At 50.9% G+C, this 15667-nt stretch carries 23 protein-coding genes; 12 read left to right on the forward strand and 11 right to left on the reverse strand.

What is annotated here, in order from left to right; all coding sequences use genetic code 11:
- The first annotated feature begins 171 nt into the window (after positions 1-171).
- Complete coding sequence (locus ACP3TC_RS16525) at positions 172-1746, forward strand: ABC transporter substrate-binding protein (RefSeq protein WP_426816850.1); 1575 nt, start codon at positions 172-174, stop codon at positions 1744-1746.
- A gap of 90 nt (positions 1747-1836) precedes the next feature.
- On the opposite strand, the gene ACP3TC_RS16530 is transcribed toward ACP3TC_RS16525, so the two are convergent.
- From ACP3TC_RS16530 to copM, 3 genes are all read right to left on the reverse strand, one after another.
- A complete protein-coding gene (locus ACP3TC_RS16530) occupies positions 1837-2031 on the reverse strand; it encodes a hypothetical protein (protein WP_313857609.1) in 195 nt (64 codons plus the stop codon).
- Positions 2032-2134: 103 nt separating this feature from the next.
- On the reverse strand, positions 2135-2518 hold the full coding sequence (locus tag ACP3TC_RS16535) for a RidA family protein (RefSeq protein WP_426816851.1): 384 nt from the start codon (positions 2516-2518) through the stop codon (positions 2135-2137).
- A 93-nt stretch (positions 2519-2611) separates the two neighbouring features.
- The gene (gene copM / locus ACP3TC_RS16540; RefSeq protein WP_313856029.1) at positions 2612-2962 is read right to left on the reverse strand and encodes a CopM family metallochaperone; all 351 of its coding nucleotides are present in this window, start codon (positions 2960-2962) and stop codon (positions 2612-2614) included.
- A 683-nt stretch (positions 2963-3645) separates the two neighbouring features.
- Here copM and ACP3TC_RS16545 point away from each other — a divergent pair.
- Positions 3646-3882 (forward strand): hypothetical protein, encoded by a 237-nt coding sequence (locus ACP3TC_RS16545; protein ID WP_426816852.1) that lies wholly within the window; start codon positions 3646-3648, stop codon positions 3880-3882.
- Between the two features lie 328 nt (positions 3883-4210).
- On the forward strand, positions 4211-4381 hold the full coding sequence (locus ACP3TC_RS16550) for a hypothetical protein (RefSeq protein WP_313856026.1): 171 nt from the start codon (positions 4211-4213) through the stop codon (positions 4379-4381).
- A gap of 31 nt (positions 4382-4412) precedes the next feature.
- On the opposite strand, the gene ACP3TC_RS16555 is transcribed toward ACP3TC_RS16550, so the two are convergent.
- Positions 4413-4952: a chorismate mutase gene (locus tag ACP3TC_RS16555; protein WP_426816853.1), complete on the reverse strand. Its 540-nt coding sequence runs from the start codon at positions 4950-4952 to the stop codon at positions 4413-4415.
- A gap of 231 nt (positions 4953-5183) precedes the next feature.
- Here ACP3TC_RS16555 and ACP3TC_RS16560 point away from each other — a divergent pair, with 231 nt between their 5' ends.
- From ACP3TC_RS16560 to ACP3TC_RS16580, 5 genes are all read left to right on the forward strand, one after another.
- A complete protein-coding gene (locus tag ACP3TC_RS16560; protein ID WP_313856023.1) occupies positions 5184-5417 on the forward strand; it encodes a hypothetical protein in 234 nt (77 codons plus the stop codon).
- Between the two features lie 199 nt (positions 5418-5616).
- Complete coding sequence (locus tag ACP3TC_RS16565) at positions 5617-6114, forward strand: DUF523 domain-containing protein (RefSeq protein WP_313856021.1); 498 nt, start codon at positions 5617-5619, stop codon at positions 6112-6114.
- Positions 6115-6135: 21 nt separating this feature from the next.
- Positions 6136-6288 (forward strand): hypothetical protein, encoded by a 153-nt coding sequence (locus ACP3TC_RS16570; protein ID WP_313856019.1) that lies wholly within the window; start codon positions 6136-6138, stop codon positions 6286-6288.
- 147 nt (positions 6289-6435) lie between these two features.
- Entirely contained in the window at positions 6436-7176 is a 741-nt protein-coding gene (locus tag ACP3TC_RS16575) for a MipA/OmpV family protein (RefSeq protein WP_426816854.1), read from the forward strand.
- Between the two features lie 200 nt (positions 7177-7376).
- Positions 7377-8273 carry a Kdo hydroxylase family protein gene (locus ACP3TC_RS16580; RefSeq protein WP_313856017.1) on the forward strand — a complete coding sequence of 299 codons (897 nt, stop codon included), beginning with the start codon at positions 7377-7379 and terminating at the stop codon, positions 8271-8273.
- A gap of 38 nt (positions 8274-8311) precedes the next feature.
- On the opposite strand, the gene ACP3TC_RS16585 is transcribed toward ACP3TC_RS16580, so the two are convergent.
- Together ACP3TC_RS16585 and ACP3TC_RS16590 are read right to left on the reverse strand one after the other, a co-directional pair.
- Entirely contained in the window at positions 8312-8623 is a 312-nt protein-coding gene (locus ACP3TC_RS16585; protein ID WP_313856016.1) for a hypothetical protein, read from the reverse strand.
- A 150-nt stretch (positions 8624-8773) separates the two neighbouring features.
- Entirely contained in the window at positions 8774-8986 is a 213-nt protein-coding gene (locus ACP3TC_RS16590) for a DUF1471 domain-containing protein (RefSeq protein ID WP_313856015.1), read from the reverse strand.
- 296 nt (positions 8987-9282) lie between these two features.
- Here ACP3TC_RS16590 and ACP3TC_RS16595 point away from each other — a divergent pair, with 296 nt between their 5' ends.
- Positions 9283-9606 carry a hypothetical protein gene (locus tag ACP3TC_RS16595; protein WP_426816855.1) on the forward strand — a complete coding sequence of 108 codons (324 nt, stop codon included), beginning with the start codon at positions 9283-9285 and terminating at the stop codon, positions 9604-9606.
- 105 nt (positions 9607-9711) lie between these two features.
- Complete coding sequence (locus ACP3TC_RS16600; RefSeq protein ID WP_313856013.1) at positions 9712-9810, forward strand: YoaK family small membrane protein; 99 nt, start codon at positions 9712-9714, stop codon at positions 9808-9810.
- A 22-nt stretch (positions 9811-9832) separates the two neighbouring features.
- On the opposite strand, the gene umuC is transcribed toward ACP3TC_RS16600, so the two are convergent.
- Together umuC and ACP3TC_RS16610 are read right to left on the reverse strand one after the other, a co-directional pair.
- On the reverse strand, positions 9833-11095 hold the full coding sequence (gene umuC, locus ACP3TC_RS16605; RefSeq protein WP_313856012.1) for a translesion error-prone DNA polymerase V subunit UmuC: 1263 nt from the start codon (positions 11093-11095) through the stop codon (positions 9833-9835).
- Between the two features lie 256 nt (positions 11096-11351).
- The gene (locus ACP3TC_RS16610) at positions 11352-11990 is read right to left on the reverse strand and encodes a DsbA family protein (RefSeq protein WP_313856011.1); all 639 of its coding nucleotides are present in this window, start codon (positions 11988-11990) and stop codon (positions 11352-11354) included.
- 111 nt (positions 11991-12101) lie between these two features.
- On the opposite strand from ACP3TC_RS16610, the gene ACP3TC_RS16615 reads away from it, so the two are divergent.
- Positions 12102-13001, forward strand: a complete 900-nt coding sequence (locus ACP3TC_RS16615; protein WP_426818291.1) for a LysR substrate-binding domain-containing protein — start codon at positions 12102-12104, stop codon at positions 12999-13001.
- A 27-nt stretch (positions 13002-13028) separates the two neighbouring features.
- Here the strand turns inward: ACP3TC_RS16615 and ACP3TC_RS16620 are convergent, their stop codons facing one another.
- Positions 13029-13436, reverse strand: a complete 408-nt coding sequence (locus tag ACP3TC_RS16620; RefSeq protein ID WP_426816856.1) for a cupin domain-containing protein — start codon at positions 13434-13436, stop codon at positions 13029-13031.
- A gap of 37 nt (positions 13437-13473) precedes the next feature.
- Positions 13474-14112, reverse strand: coding sequence for a carboxymuconolactone decarboxylase family protein (locus ACP3TC_RS16625; protein ID WP_313856009.1), 639 nt, complete (start codon positions 14110-14112; stop codon positions 13474-13476).
- Positions 14113-14243: 131 nt separating this feature from the next.
- Here ACP3TC_RS16625 and ACP3TC_RS16630 point away from each other — a divergent pair, with 131 nt between their 5' ends.
- Positions 14244-15143: a LysR family transcriptional regulator gene (locus tag ACP3TC_RS16630; RefSeq protein ID WP_426818292.1), complete on the forward strand. Its 900-nt coding sequence runs from the start codon at positions 14244-14246 to the stop codon at positions 15141-15143.
- Between the two features lie 17 nt (positions 15144-15160).
- On the opposite strand, the gene ACP3TC_RS16635 is transcribed toward ACP3TC_RS16630, so the two are convergent.
- Complete coding sequence (locus tag ACP3TC_RS16635; RefSeq protein WP_313856008.1) at positions 15161-15580, reverse strand: translesion error-prone DNA polymerase V autoproteolytic subunit; 420 nt, start codon at positions 15578-15580, stop codon at positions 15161-15163.
- Positions 15581-15667: the final 87 nt, after the last annotated feature.

Raw genomic sequence — 15667 nt, forward strand, 5'->3', positions numbered from 1 at the left:
CCCTACCGCCGCCCCTGTATCTGATTTGTTGAGGGGCGGCGTTATCGCCTTCTGTTCTAAGCCATTGATCTCTCTATATCATTATTTCAGAAAACCATAGTATAAAGCCGTATTTCCCGCCGCTTTATTGCAGCTTATAGTCCTGATATCTCTCCTTGTCAGGATCGCCCAATGCGTAAACTGTTATCTGTTGCTATTGCCAGTGCCTTAGCGTTTTCTACCGCCGTCCATGCCGCAACGCCGGCCGATACCTTAGTGGTAGCGATTCCGCTTGATGGCATTATTAGCTTCGATCCGGCTGAAAGTTTCGAAACCGTCAGTACCAGCAGCCTGATCGATGTCTATCAGGGGTTGGTCGCTTCCGATCGTGACGATCCACGCAAGCTGGTGCCGGAACTGGCTACCACCTGGCAGCCCGGCAGCAGTGAGCACAGCCTGGTGTTTACCCTGAAACCCGGCGTAAAATTCGCCAGCGGCAATGCATTTACCGCCGATGACGTCATTTATTCATTTACCCGCGCCGTAAAGCTGAATAAGACACCGGCGTTTATTCTCGGCGAACTAGGCTGGACGGCAGAGAATATTGATGCCCAGTTTACCCGCATCAGTGATGACAAACTGGAGCTGCGCTGGGTATCACCTATCGGCAGCGATCTGGCTTTACGCTTGCTTTCTGCGCCGGTCGCCTCGATCGTCGACAGCAAACTGGCACAGCAGCACGCCAGCAATAACGATTATGGCAATGGCTGGCTGCGCACCCATTCTGCCGGCAGCGCCGCCTTTAGCATTAAAAACTATGTTCCACAGCAGGCGCTGGTGCTGGAACAAAATCCGCAGGCTCAGCCAGCGGCGAAACTAAAACGCGTTATCCTGAAAGGCGTTGCTGATGCCGGCTCGCGCCGCTTGCTGCTGGAACAGGGTGATGCTGATGTGGCGTACGAACTGGGTGCCGATCAGTTTGATGCAATCAAAAATAAGCCCGGCATCAAAGTGGCGAACTTTCCTTCCAGTCTGATTTACTATCTCGGTTTCAATACTCAGGACAAGCAGCAGCCGGCCCTCGGCAATCCGGCCTTATGGCAGGCGGCACGCTGGCTGGTGGATTACGACAGCCTGTCGAATCAGCTGCTGAAAGGCCAATATCAGGTGCATCAGGCGTTTCTGCCGCAGGGCTTTGACGGCGCACTGACCGATAAACCGTTTAAGCTGGATGTCGCCAAAGCCAAACAGATTTTGCAACAAGGCGGCATTAAGCCCGGCACGCGCTTTTCACTGACCATCGTTAATCAGCCGCCGTATACCGATGTGGCACAGGCGCTGCAGGCCAGCTTTGCTAAAGCCGATATCGATATTCAGATTCAGCCGGTCGCGGAATCCGAGCTGTGGGGCAAGATGCGCAGCCGCAATTTCCAGTCAATCTTTATCTACTGGGGCGCCGACTATGTGGATCCAAATACCAATGCCAGTACCTTTGCCTATAACGTGCCGGGCGGGCCGAAAACGCTCGCATGGCGTACAGGCTGGGAGATTCCGAAACTGAGTGCGCAAACCCGTGCAGCCGCGGCAGAGAGTGATGTCCAGAAACGCCAGGCGCTGTATGGCGAACTGCAGAAAGAGATCCAGCAGAATTCACCGTATGTCGTGACGTTACAGGGACAGAAGCTGGTCGGGCTGCGTGATAATGTGCAGGGCGCGAAGCAAGGAATTGGTACCAGCATGCTCTGGTACGATCAGGTCAGTAAATAGTCCCGATAAATCCCGCTAAACGCCATTATGAATAGTGTGTTTAGGGTATTTCAGACAGTTTGCGGGCGGGCGTCCCCGCACCGCATACTGTCAGGAGATCGCTGAATCGGCGTTATGTTTATGCTTATCCGCTTCGAAGTGATCTTTAAACTGCTCGTAGATTGAGATCATATTTGAGGCGTCGCCCTGCAATGGGCTGAGTTTTCCTGCGCGCACCAGCTCAATAACCAGCTGCAACGCAGCCTGTTTAGGGCTGCTGGATGGATGTGCAATTTCGTTCGACATACGACTCCCGGCAAAGTGTAAAACATCAACTTTAGCAAGTTTAGCCATGCCCCGTTACCCTTTTCACTTATGAAAGCTGGCGTCCGCAGCAAAACCAGGCAAATCATCCATTAAGCGCAATGCTGGCTTCAATTTCGATTTTTAAATCGGGTGAAAACAGCTGGCTGACCTGAACCAGCGAACTGGCCGGCAGATGATCGCCATAGCGGGCAAACAGCACCTCGCGCAGCGCGGTCAGGTGAGTTAACTCAGTCACAAAAATAGTGACTTTGATCAGTCCCGCCATCGAGGTTTTCTCCTCTGCGGCAATAATATTCAGTTGATCAAATATCTCCTGCGCCTGTGCCGCAACTCCGTGATGCTGCGCCTCGCTGCCGTAAGCCGTCAGGCCTGACACGTACAGTACAGACTGATATTTAACGGCATGGACGTAAGGTCCAACGACATGGCCTAATTGCGGATAGTTTTTTCTTTCCAGCTGGCTCATCAGTGATTTCCTCAACAGGTTAACCTGTTGTAGTTTAGCTAAACGGCTCGACGATGGGTTTATTACTGACGAAATACCTGCATGGAAGCAACGCTATTTTTTCTGCTGTTTCAGCCACTGTTGCATGCGGTCGATTTCTGGCTGCTGGGCATCGATAATTTCCTGCGCCAGTTTGCGCATCGCCGGATCTTTACCGTATTTAAGCTCGGTTTTTGCCATCTCAATCGCTCCCTGATGATGCGCGGTCATACCCTGAGCAAAAGCAATGTCAGGATCGTCAGATTTCATCCCCTGCATCATCTCGTCGTGCATCTTCGTCATACCGCTTTGATAACTCTGCTGCGCGCCGCTCTCCTTTGCGTGATCCTGATGCGCCGTTTCGACAGCACTGGCGCTGAGCGGTGCCAGCAGTGCGATAAACAATAACGATTTTATGTTGTTCATTGGATTCCCTTATCAGCCAGATAACCTCAGACCCCATAAGGGTAAACCCTCCCCTAACGGTAAGGTCAAGTTATGACGAGGATTTCGCGCAAGCACCAGAACGACAAAGCCCGCGCAAGGCGGGCTTTAAGGGTTAAACATCTTGATTTTCCAGACTTCTCTGCAATATCGACGCGAACGTCAGGGGTTTACTGCAATGGCTACATACCGCCCCGTGGGGATGATTTTTACTGCTGTCAGCGACGGTGAACAAAAACGTCGAGCTTCCGCAGTCGGTGCAACTCAGGCTAATACTGGAGATATCCACCCTCTTTCTGTTTAGTGGAGATTCACCATAGCACTTTTGTTCCGCATAAACCGCTCGATTATTTCGTTGCAGACGGGATAAATGTTCTTAAAAACCGAAATTTCCTGCGGCAGCATTTCGTCTTAACACCTAAACTCAACTTAACATTGGGCAAAAATACCTGCGGTTATTCTGATTTTTTCTGGATTGATACTGCTGGGCAGGCTTCAGGATTAAAATCGTGATCGACCAGCCATTTATGCAGTTGACGAAGCGCAGCCTTTCGCAATATTTTGTTATTATTAAAACCAATTATTAGCATACTCATTATGATCAACCCCTAAGAGGTCTCTCACCGTCCGGTGAGACCTGAAAAGTACTTAAAAGGATGTCTGACATGAAACGCCAACAGGTGCGGCATACCACCAACCTGCTTGCTCTACCGGCGTTAGCGCTATTGCTATCACCATTAACTCTGGCAGAGACGGTAACGGTATCACTTTCACAGGAACAGGACGGCGGCGACATGGGTCGTGCCTGTATTTATGTTCATCAAGGTAAGGCGGAGTTTCGCATTGTAAAACAAGACCAACAATGCGAGCCGCAAATCACGCTCGAAAAGGTAAAAACCTGAAGCTCAGGTTATTAAAACTAATTAAGTTATAACTGATGTGCTATCAGCGCATTATTCGGTGAATATTTTTAATTTACCGCTTGTCGTCAGTGCGATTCACTGCGGCTAACTACGCAAAGCTAACTCTCTTTATCTTTCCGGGATTATGCCGGTAGCTGTTACTGGCATAATCTTTCGGTTACTCAACCGGCACTCCGGCGAACAAAACTCCAGGCTACTGAATTCAAAAGCTTTATTCTGCCTTCTGCGCACTTGCCGCTTCGTTCTACTATACTGATGTCAAGCCGGGCTGTTCTTCGCCATCAACGATAGCGGATAAGGAGGAAAGATGTTAATTGGATTTGTACTGTTAGTCAGCGCCTGCGGCCATGATGCCTGTGACGCACTACCGGTCTCAGAACACATCTACCCGACGCTGGAAGCGTGTCAACAGATGGCGGATCGTATTCACCAGCGTCGTCCTTTTGCCGTGCTACTGTGCGGAGAAGTACATCGTTAACCTCTTTCCCCCATCAGCCATTCACTCTGTGTTACTTCAGCGCCACGTTTTTTAACGCATCAAAAATCAGCGCTTTGTCATTATCGGTGATATTATGCTGTGAAATCAGCATATTGAATGTTACACGATCGTTTTCATTGATAGGGTTACCGGCTTTCAGCACCTTAGCCAGCTGCTGTAAAGAATCAGTGCTGAGCTGACCTATCTTTTCGCGTACTACCGGCAATGACAGTGGTGTCCATTTCACTTCAGGCTTCGACAACCAGTCAGCGCTATAGCGATACTGGATCGCTTTGGCAGCATCCATCTGTGCCTTAACAAACGGCTTTACCGACGCCGCCTGCAGGCCAAATTTTTCAGCACTGCTGAGGGTCAGCACTGATACGCGCGCTTCCTGCTGTAAATCTTCTATCGGCTGATGGTTAGCGGCTTTGTATCCGGCCACATCCTTCATATAGGCGAGGCGTTGATTGATTTGCACGAAAAGTTGGGTCTTATCGTCCGCCTGCGCCACGGGCATCAACAGGGTGAGTGAGAGCGCCACAAGTCCATATTTAGTGATCATTTTCATTCTCTTCCTTGGGGAAAACATCGGTAGTTTAGCATAAAAACTCATTAGCAAAACTTCACAGTTATTTTTTTACTGCTGACCGGCAACCGATTTGTTATCTGGCGATGCCGGTACTGAAAGCGATAAACTTGAAGCTGAGCGCACTACACGCCATTGCAGGTTGAAACCCCCTGCGGTACAGGTCAAAATATAGCCTATTTTATTATTATATCTTCTGCAATAGTTGCTCTGATGAAAACGTTGAAGCCACGTCGCCCTAATGGTCGATGGATTTATTACATACTCTATGAAGGCATCTTGTGGCCCTGCCCGGTTCGCTGGGAATGGGAACATGGCTACGGCGGCTGGCTGCCCTTTTATTACTCCCCGACCTTTGAGTTTGTCGCTGGCGATCCGGCTAAGGCCTATCGGATAACTAAAAGCGCGGTCAAAACACGTGATACCTCGCGGATAAATCAATCCTGATAGCCAGGATTGCCACACACCGCCCCGGCTAATCGGCGCTTCAACTGGTATCAGGTGAACTGATATCAGGTGAAAATGTTGCCGTAAAGCCAGCCTCTGATTCAGTTTATTGAATAGTTCTTAACTGAGTTCCGCTTCTCTCGCCTTGCTGCACAATGAATGCGATGATGCAAAACCTTAGCGTTCAGGTAAGGCATCGATGAAAAAAATCCTCCTCAGTGCATGTTTAGCGGGCTTTCCGGTACGCTACAACGGCTCAGCAAAAACCGTGGTTTCTGAACATCTTGCGCGCTGGCGTCAGCAGAATCGCCTGGTGGTTTTCTGCCCGGAGCTGGCTGCCGGATTTCAGACGCCGCGCCCTGCGGCCGAGATTCAGCCGACCCGCAGCGGAAACGGCGTTATTGCGCATGGTGCCAGAGTGAGAGAAGCAAGCGGGGATGATGTCACCGAACGCTACATTCTGGCGGCATGGCTGACGCTGGAAATGGCGCAGCAGCATGGCTGTCAGTATGCCATCTTAACCGAGGGTAGCCCGTCGTGCGGCACTGACCTTATCTATAGCGGTGATTTTACTCAGCGCAAAATAGCCGGTAGCGGAGTGACCACCGAGCTGTTAACCCGCCACGGTATTGAGGTATTCTCCGAACACCAAATTCCGCGCTTATGCGCAAGAATTCATGAGTCAGATGCTGTTTAGCCAGACCCGAAGGAAATCATAATGAAAAAACGCTGGATTGTGGTGATCGTCATCGTGCTGATGCTTGGCTGGTGCAACCGCGATACGCTTAATCCTTTTGCACCAGATTGCAGTAAAACCCCCCACGCCGAGGGCTGTAAGAAAAAATGGTCAGCGCCTGGCCTCGAGCTGTGATAAAAATTTTGCGGGCCGTTACGCGGCCTGCTCTGATATCCTCGACCCCCACCACATTATTCCCCATCCTTTCCTGATAAAAGATATTTACACTGAAATAGCATCGGTAATCTGCTCCTCTTTTATGCTGGTCTGAGACAGGTGATTATGATGAATAAAAAACCCGGATGGTGTTGCCTGATCCTGCTGTTTACTGCGCCAGTATCCGCAGACGATCTGGCACTGGCGCTGGATAATCAATGGCAAATTAATCCTTATCGCGCCAAACGCGTTGACTACACTCCCTTTCCGTTATTGAGCTGGACCGGTAATCATTTTTATATCGACGGAGATGAAGCGGGAATTCTGGCGTGGAAAGATGACGTTAATGAGCTAAAGATAAAAGCATTATGGTTTGATCGGAGCTATGACCGCAGCGACGGTAAAGGGTGGCAAATGCAGCAGCTGAATAACCGTCGTACCACCATGATGGCCGGTCTCAGTTATCAGCGCATCACGCCGTATGGCGCATTATCCGGGCAGCTGGCAGCTGATACGCTGGGGCTGAGCAATGGCGTCGTTGCCACTGCTTCATGGACCGGTTATCTGCAAAGTGGAAAACTGGCGTTTATTCCTGCAGCAGGAATTGACTGGGAGGACGCACGTCAAACCCGCTATTACTATGGTGTAACTGCGGATGAATCGCAACGCAGCGGATTAGCCCGCTATCGCCCGTCAGCCAGCCTGACGCCATGGCTACAGCTGGCGCTGGATTACCGTTTCACCCCCCAGTGGGAAGGCTTTATCTCTACGCGGGTAAACTTCCTCGACAGCAATGTGCGTGACAGCCCGATGGTAGAGAAATCGACCAGCTATGTTATCGATCTCGGTATTAACTATCATTTTTAAATGCTCAGCGAAATAACCGCGAGGCGCGCCCGCACCAACTCAGTTTGATGCGGCAATAATGGAACACGCTTAATCCCGGACGTCGGATTAGCAGGCTAACTATTTTCCGACTCCGGACGCTCGTTTAACTTAGGTTTAACTTAATATTCTTCAGCGCAATATAATATTTAGTGAATTTTATAAAATAATAAGGCGTTATCATGTCCGGAAGCCTCTTATCTCCGCAGTCCGTGATTCACTCACTGCCTAATACCCAGTGGGATGAGCCGGTAAATAATGTCTCTGCGGTAGAAACTCTTGAGCAAGGAAAAGTGCTGTTTCTGCCTCGTCTGGCATTTACTCTTACTGATGAAGAGCAATTGCTGCTGACGCCAGATTTAGTCGATATCAAACGTAAAAATATCAGCTTTAATCCTCAAACCGGTAAAGTGAATGGGCTTGCGACTGAAGATAAAATGCCGCAGGTGAAAGCGTTGCTGGAGCGTCATCATCAGCACAGTCTGCAACTGGTCAGGGCGCTGCTGCCTGAGTATCGTACCGCGCTGCACACCCCGAATAATACCCTACGCCTGCATCCGGTTGCGGCGTGGCGTGAATCCAGTTCGTGGCGCAAAGATGACAGCCGTTTGCACGTTGATGCCTTTCCATCACGCCCGAACCATGGCGAACGTATCCTGCGCATCTTCACCAATATCAATCCCAATGGTGAAAGCCGCCAGTGGCGCGTCGGTGAACCTTTTCCGCAGCTGGCAAAGCGTTTTATGCCACGCCTGAAGCGCTACTCACCGCTCAGCAGCTGGTTGCAACACCGGCTCGGCATCACTAAACGCTATCGCAGTCATTATGATCATCTGATGCTGCAACTGCATGATGCAATGAAAGCCGATCAATCTTACCAGCAGCAAGGGCCACAGGTGGCGCTGGAACTGCCTGCAGGCAGCAGCTGGATCTGTTTTTCCGATCAGACCCCTCATGCCGCAATGAGCGGTCAGTTTATGCTGGAACAAACATTCCTGCTGCCGATCGCCGGAATGAAAGATCCGCAGAATGCCCCGCTGGCAATCCTCGAAAAGCTGCAACAGAAATCACTGACCTGAATCACTGGCAGAGTGCTTTACCCACTCTGCCAGCCGCTTTATAAGGCGGTAATTTCACTGACCTGATGCTGAAAAACATAGGGGTCGGACAACAGTTCAAATTGCTCATCGTCGGCGTAAGTCACCGCAATATGATAATCCTCACCGGCAAACGCTTTTACTGCATCAATATCCAGCCAGTAGGTGGCGAGAAAGAAGTGCTCCCAAGCCCCCTGCGTTTCACGACGGACAAATGCTCCAAGATTACCCGCCACGCTTTGTGAATGCTGAACACCAGTAAGCTGTAAATGTGCGGCAAAACCTTCGGCAAATTTTACCGGCACGCAGCCGTGCCATGTTCTGACGATCATAATATTCATCCTGTTGTTATTTAAGTCATTATGACCATAACATTATTCTGATCACCGCGACTATGGATGTCGATCAATGCATTCAAAACGCAAAATGCCAGTCACCTGAGGCGACTGGCATTTAAAACTGATTGGGCGGGCTGGAAGAGATTATTTAATCAGGTCAGCAGTCATATAGACCTGGTTGCCAACGCGTGCGCTGGTGATTTTATAAGATGATGCACCGGCTTGCTCTGCTTTTGCCGCAATGCGCGCTTCAGCACTGTCAAGGTGGCTACCGTAGGCGCTGACGCTTTGCGCAAAGCTGCCAAAAGAAATGGTAGAGAGGGCAATTACTGCAACAAAAGTTTTGATAGATTTCATGGTGTAGCTCCTTTAGTTTTTTTACCGGGAGAAGGCTTATCGCCTTCGATGGAGCTATAATAGCCACACAGAGTTTGAGTTGATAGCGGAGCTATTTGCTTATCTTTGTCAAAAAAACTGATTTAGAAATATACAGCTATTTTGCTAGCTTAAATTTCTGCTTCTGCCACCGTCAGGCAATCCTCTCCGCGCTTTAATTTATCTCTGTGACTGTGCCTGCATATTCCACTGACTCCTCCGGCACAAATCGGGTAGCGCCTATACTCAGCTTGTTCACAATGGAATTGGAGTGATTTATGTTATGGCTTGAACAGGGACTTTATCTGAGAGTTCAACAGCTGGAAAACGGCCCGCGCCCGCTCCCTTTGCTTAGTGGTTTCAGTAGCGACTTTGCCTATCGCGCGATAGGTTGCTTTAACCCTTCAGAAAGCTCCGACGCGTACTATATCTTGTCCAATGACCGTGATGAGATATGGTTTATCTGCAACCGCCATTTAAGAACCGTCTGTCTTGCCGCCCAGCTCACCGAGTTCAGAACGCCCCTATCGCTGTTGTGCAGGCCATCCGACGATCGCAGTGCGCGAGCTGGCGAAGCCGCTAAGGATAAAAAACAGGGGTAATTAATCGGCTGATGGTCAGGCCAGGCTTTCCCGTATCATCTCTCTCCGGATGGCGTTATCATAAGTGGCTGTTTAATCGCGTAACCATCATCGGAGAGAGTATTTATGGACAAAAGAGCGATTGCCCCGGCTATTATCTTTATTGCGGCTATGGTGTTTTTTGTCTGGTTTATTGCCAGCGGTGCGGCAATGCCGGGTAGCTGAGGCGCGACTGTTGCGCGGAAAATCACTTCGCTACCGGCAAATCTGCAAAGCGCGTGGTGTACGCCGGAGAGAGCATTTCGCGCTTCATCGCCCACGACTTATTAATCCCCTGGCCGGCAAACCAGACTTTGCCTTTGCCCGACTGATTCAGCTCGTCAATCACGCCCATCAGCGCCTCACTGCCCATCCGCGGCCGATACTCATCAAACAGATTCAGCTGGGCAATGCCCTGACTGAAAAAGTCCCCCAGCATCACGCCCGCTTTCATATAGCGATGACCATCAATCCAGATCCGATCCAGCGACTCCATCGCAATCCGCACGATATCGCGCGTATCGTTTGACGGCGTCAACAGCGTTCCGCCCGCCTGGTTACCGTAAAACTGCTCGTTAGCCGCGTGCGGACTGGTGCGCAGGAATACCGCAATCTGTCGGCAATACTGCTTCTCGCCACGTAATTTCTCCGCCGCACGTTCCGCGTAAGCACACACCGCCTGACGCATCTCCTGGTAATCCGTAATGCGGCTGCCAAACGATCGGGAACAGACAATCTGTTGTTTGGTCGGCATAACCTCTTCGATCGCCAGACAAGGCTCGCCATTCAGCTCGCGCACGGTACGCTCCAGCACCACGTTAAAATTTTTACGAATAAACGAGGGCGTGCACTCTGCTAAATGCAGCGCGGTTTCAATGCCCATCAGGTTTAACGTTTTGCTGATGCGCCGCCCGACTCCCCAGACATCCTCAACCGGCACCATACTCATCAGTTTTCGCTGTCGCTGCTGGTCTGACAGATCAAGTACCCCACCGGTCTTTTTCCATTTTTTGGCGGCATGATTCGCCAGCTTGGCCAGCGTTTTTGTTGGAGCGATCCCCACCCCGACGGTCAGATGGGTTTCTTTCATCACCCGGGCGCGTACATCGCGACCAAACTGCTCCAGCGACATGCAGTTACTGACGCCGCTCAGGTTCATAAATGCCTCATCAATCGAGTAAATTTCCACCGAGGGTGCCATCTCTTCCAGCGTGGTCATCACCCGATTACTCATATCGGCATACAGTGCATAGTTCGAACTGAATACTTTTACTTTATGGCGCTGAATATCCTCCTTCATTTTGAAGTACGGCGCGCCCATTTTGATGCCAATCGCTTTCGCTTCAGCGCTGCGGGCAATCACACAGCCGTCGTTATTCGACAGCACCACTACCGGAACGCCACGCAAATCGGGCCGGAACACCGTTTCACAGGAGGCGTAAAAGCTATTAACGTCTACCAGCGCGAACATTATTGCATCCCGCAACATACGACTAATGCAGCAGCCATATTGCCCTGAAAAATAGCCGTGCCGGGTTCGATTAGTGACTTGACTGGATGTGAGAAGGTCATCGCTTCCCCCTGTGATTATACTGGTTATAATTACAGTATAATCGGATTTCGCCGGGCGTGGGAAGTGCGGTTTTAAGCCCGTAAGATAAGATGTTGAACGGTAACGAAAGAGAGTGCAACCCGCATCAGCACCGGCGAATATTATTCACAGCAGGTTATGCATTCTGTAACTGGCGAACCCACTCCTGTGGATTTGAATACACTAAACCTGAGTTAATTATCTGGCGCGTTGAACCCGATTCAGCAATAAACGTCGGAACGCCACGCGCACCGTATTCCTGCATCATCTGCTGGGCCCGCACGGTACGATTGTGGGTTGCTTTCAGTAAATTTTCCGCAGGATGCAGAACGTTTTCTGCCGCACTCTCTAATCCCAGCGCACGTAATATATCTGCAAGCACCGGCAATGAGGTGACGTCAAGACCTTCGACGTAACGGGCGTGCTGTATGGCTTTCAGTGCATCAAGCTGCCTTATCGTTTGTGTCTGCGAGACGGCGGTTAACGCAACGGTGGCCGGGCCACTGTCAAATTGTTGCTGCCGATCCTGAAGAACATTCTTACGATAAAGTGCGGAGAAAGGTTGCCCGGTCATGTGAGCAATTCGCTGGTCGTTTTCCCACGCGTAGGCGGCGAAATCATCGCCCATCGGGCGGGCGCCGGCACCTGAAAACAGGCCGGTTGGCAGTAGCTCAAGCGTAATATTCTGAGCCTCAGCCAGCTTGCTCAGCGCAGGTGATGCCCCGTAGCACCAGCCACATAGCGGATCAAATAAATAGTGAAGGGTAATGTTCATTGACTGTTCCTCATGTGAAGTTACTCATCATAGGAAATATCAATTGGATGTTAAACAGAGCTATGATAAACACACTGTCATTTAAAAGCATACAATAGAGGGCCGTCAGTGATGGAACCAGGCAGCATCAGACGACTTACCTACTTCGTCTCGGTGGTTGAGACCGGATCGTTTACCGCCGCGGCGGAACGTCTGGGGATCACCAAAGCGGTGGTCAGCCAGCAGGTTGCACGTCTGGAGCAGGAGCTCAGTACCACACTGCTGATCCGCACGACGCGTAAAGTTCAGATAACCGATGCCGGGAAGATTTTCTATGAGCACTGCGCGTCTATTCTGCGTGAAACAGAAGAGGCCTTTGCACAACTCGCCGCTGCGGTGGCAAAGCCTTCAGGCACGCTAAAGCTGACCGTTCCTTTTGACTACGGTATCAGCGTCGTCGTTCCTGCCATTGCGGCTTTTACTCAGCTTTATCCTGACTGCAAAGTCGATGCGGTGCTCAGTGATAATACGCTTGATATTGTCGCCAACAATATTGAAGTGGCGATCCGCGTGGGCTGGCTGGCGGATACCCGCTTGCAGGCAAGAAAAATTGGCACTTTTCGACAGCGGCTGGTGGCTTCCAGCAGCATGCAATCACACGTCGATCGGCTAAAGAAACCGGAAGAGATCACCGCGCTGCCGTTTATCGCCAATACCGCGCTGCGCGATCCCACTGAATGGCAATTTACGCTGAATGAGAAACAACAGCGTGTTGAAGTGCAGCCCTGCATATCTCTTGATGCCACACTGGCGGTGCGTGAAGCCGTGAGAGAAGGTGCGGGTATCTCAGTGTTACCCGATTTTGCCATTTCAGAGGATCTGCATTCAGGTCGTTTAATTCCGGTGCTGCCACAGTGGACACTGCCCGTCGGCGAGATCTATGCGGTTTTTCCCGCGTCACGCTTTCGCCCGATAAAGGTGCGCTCATTTATCGATCTATTGATAAAAAAGGATAAAGAGCGCAGCGCGTGACAGGAGCGACGACGCTCACCGGCCTGGTTATGGTAACTGACGATATTCCTCATCAGAAACCGGCTCCAGCCACTCATTGGAAGCATTCTCAGCCGGAACTTCAACCGCGACATGTGCAAACCAACTGTCTGAAGCGGCACCATGCCAGTGTTTTGTACCGGGTGGAATATTGACCACATCTCCGGCAACAAGCTGCTGAGCAGGTTTATTCCATTCCTGATACCAGCCGCGTCCCCCCGTAACCAGCAGAATCTGACCGCCCTTATGGTGAATATGCCAGTTATTCCGGCAGCCTGGTTCAAACACCACATTACCGATGGTTACGCCCACAGTGGACAACATACTGAGGTAGCTGGTCCCCTGGAAATAGTCGGCGTAAGCCTCATTTTTCGGCCCTTTAGGGAAAATACCGTTACCGTCAAATTTCTCGTTCATTTTGTCTCCACTGCCGGATTATTCCGGCGTATTGGTGTTATTCGTTATTAGCCAGCACTGAATCCAGCACTGCACTGGCATTGGCTGCGATGGCGTTTCCGCATTTTTGTTGCAGCACGTCGACAAAAGCCCGTAACTGCGCTGCGGTTAATCCCGTATTGAGGCTAATGCCATAGTGGCTCTGAAGCTGGCTGTTGACGCCAGTCATCGCCGCCAATGCTGAAATGGTCGCCAGCTCTCGGGTCTGCCAGTCCAGCACGTCTCGCTGGAAAATATCGCCAAACAGGTGCGATTTAAGATATTCATCAATCACCGGAGCAAATTCAAACAGCGGCCCTTTCACCGGCTGGCCGACCAGTTTTGTCTGGTTTTCAGTTCCCCGCTCGAGGCTGCTGCGCCGATCGGTAACAGGTGTCGCCTCTCTGCCCGGCTCATCCTCAAGGCCTTCCTTGCGGCGTAACGCCAGAACGCTCATCAACGTGCCCAGCGCATTCAGGCTGCGTGGAAATCCCGCATAGGCATACAGCTGAACCAGGATTTCTTTTATCTCGCTGATGGTCATTCCGCTATTCAGACCAGTACTCAGCGCTGTTTTCAGCTTTTCTGTCTCTCCACTGGCGGTAAATACCGCAATCGGGATGGCAGCCTGCTGTTTATCGTTCAATAAATTTTGCATAGCAAAGCCTCAGTAAAGTGCTCATAACGGATGGCTGTCATCTGGTGCAGCCCAGTGGAGAGAGTGTATGGGAAGCGCGATTAAATGATAAGATAGCCAAATCAACATACACTTGTGCAAAAAATTCACCAATCATGACAAGAGAAAAGCTGAACGACCTCCAGGCATTTGTAATGGTAGCCAATGAGCGCAGTTTTACCCGCGCGGCCGCATTGCTGGGAGTCTCCCGTTCAGCGCTGAGCCATACGCTACAGGGGCTTGAAGAGCGGCTGGGGGTGAGGCTGTTAACCCGGACCACGCGGAGTGTTTCCCCGACTGAAGCGGGCGAACGTCTGTTAAACGTGCTGGCACCGCGACTTGGCGAAATCGAAGCGGAGCTCGCTTCACTGAGTGCATTTCGTGATAAACCTGCCGGCACGATACGTATTACCGCCCATGACCACGCCATCACCTCCATTCTCTGGCCGCGGCTGTTACCGGTGCTGAGGGAATATCCTGACATCAACATTGAATTCAATATGGGCTATGAACTGACGGATATTGCGGCCGGGCGTTTTGATGCTGGTGTGCGAATGGGCGATCAGGTAGACAAGGATATGATTGCGGTGTGCCTGACACCGGATGTACAGATGGCGGTGATTGCCTCACCCGCTTACCTGTCCGGCAAGCAGCCGATTGTAAAACCTGAAGATCTTCTGTCGCATAACTGTATTAATCTGCGGCTACCTACGCATGGGGGGTTATACGCGTGGGAGTTTGAGCAAAACGGCCAAAAAATCGACGTCAGGGTCAGCGGGCAAAGCGTATTTAACAATACCTTTCTGATGATTCAGGCGGCCATTGATGGCGGCGGCCTGGCCTATGTGCCCTATGATGTAGTGGTAAAATATATTGAGTCAGGCGAGTTAATCCAGCTACTGGCAGACTGGAGCCCATGCTTTCCGGGATATTATCTTTATTATCCCAGCAGGCAACACCTGCCTGCTGCTTTTGCCATCGTGATTGATGCCCTGCGCTGGCATCAAAGATAGCCCGATGTCCGAAGATGCTAGCTGGTTGCTTTAATCACAAAGGTCACCACGCCGAAGATCTCCAGCGCCTCTTCACTGCCAATAACGATCGGCGAGTAGCTGGCGTTCATCGGCATCAGCTGAACTCTGGGGCGCAACTGCAACTGTTTAACCGTGAACTCTCCTTCCAGCGCGGCGACCACAATGCTGCCATGTTCAGCACGCATCGAACTGTCTACCACCAGCATATCGCCGTCGCTGATGCCGCCCTCAATCATCGAGTCGCCACTGACTTTAATAAAATAGGTGGCGGCCGGATGCTGCACCAGCAGGTCGTTTAGATCGATGCGCTGCTCAACATAATCTGCTGCCGGAGAGGGAAAGCCACAGGGAACCCGATCGATAAACAGAGGTAACTGCATGATTGCGCGGACATCTACGGGGTTTAAAAATTGCATAACGGCTGATCTCAATTAACACTGTATATAATAACAGTATTATTAATTATGATGATCAAGCAAGTGGCTTTTTTGCTGCCGACGTGA

The sequence above is a fragment of the Winslowiella sp. 2C04 genome, from assembly GCF_050037805.1.
Classification (GTDB): Bacteria; Pseudomonadota; Gammaproteobacteria; order Enterobacterales; family Enterobacteriaceae; genus Erwinia; species Erwinia toletana_A.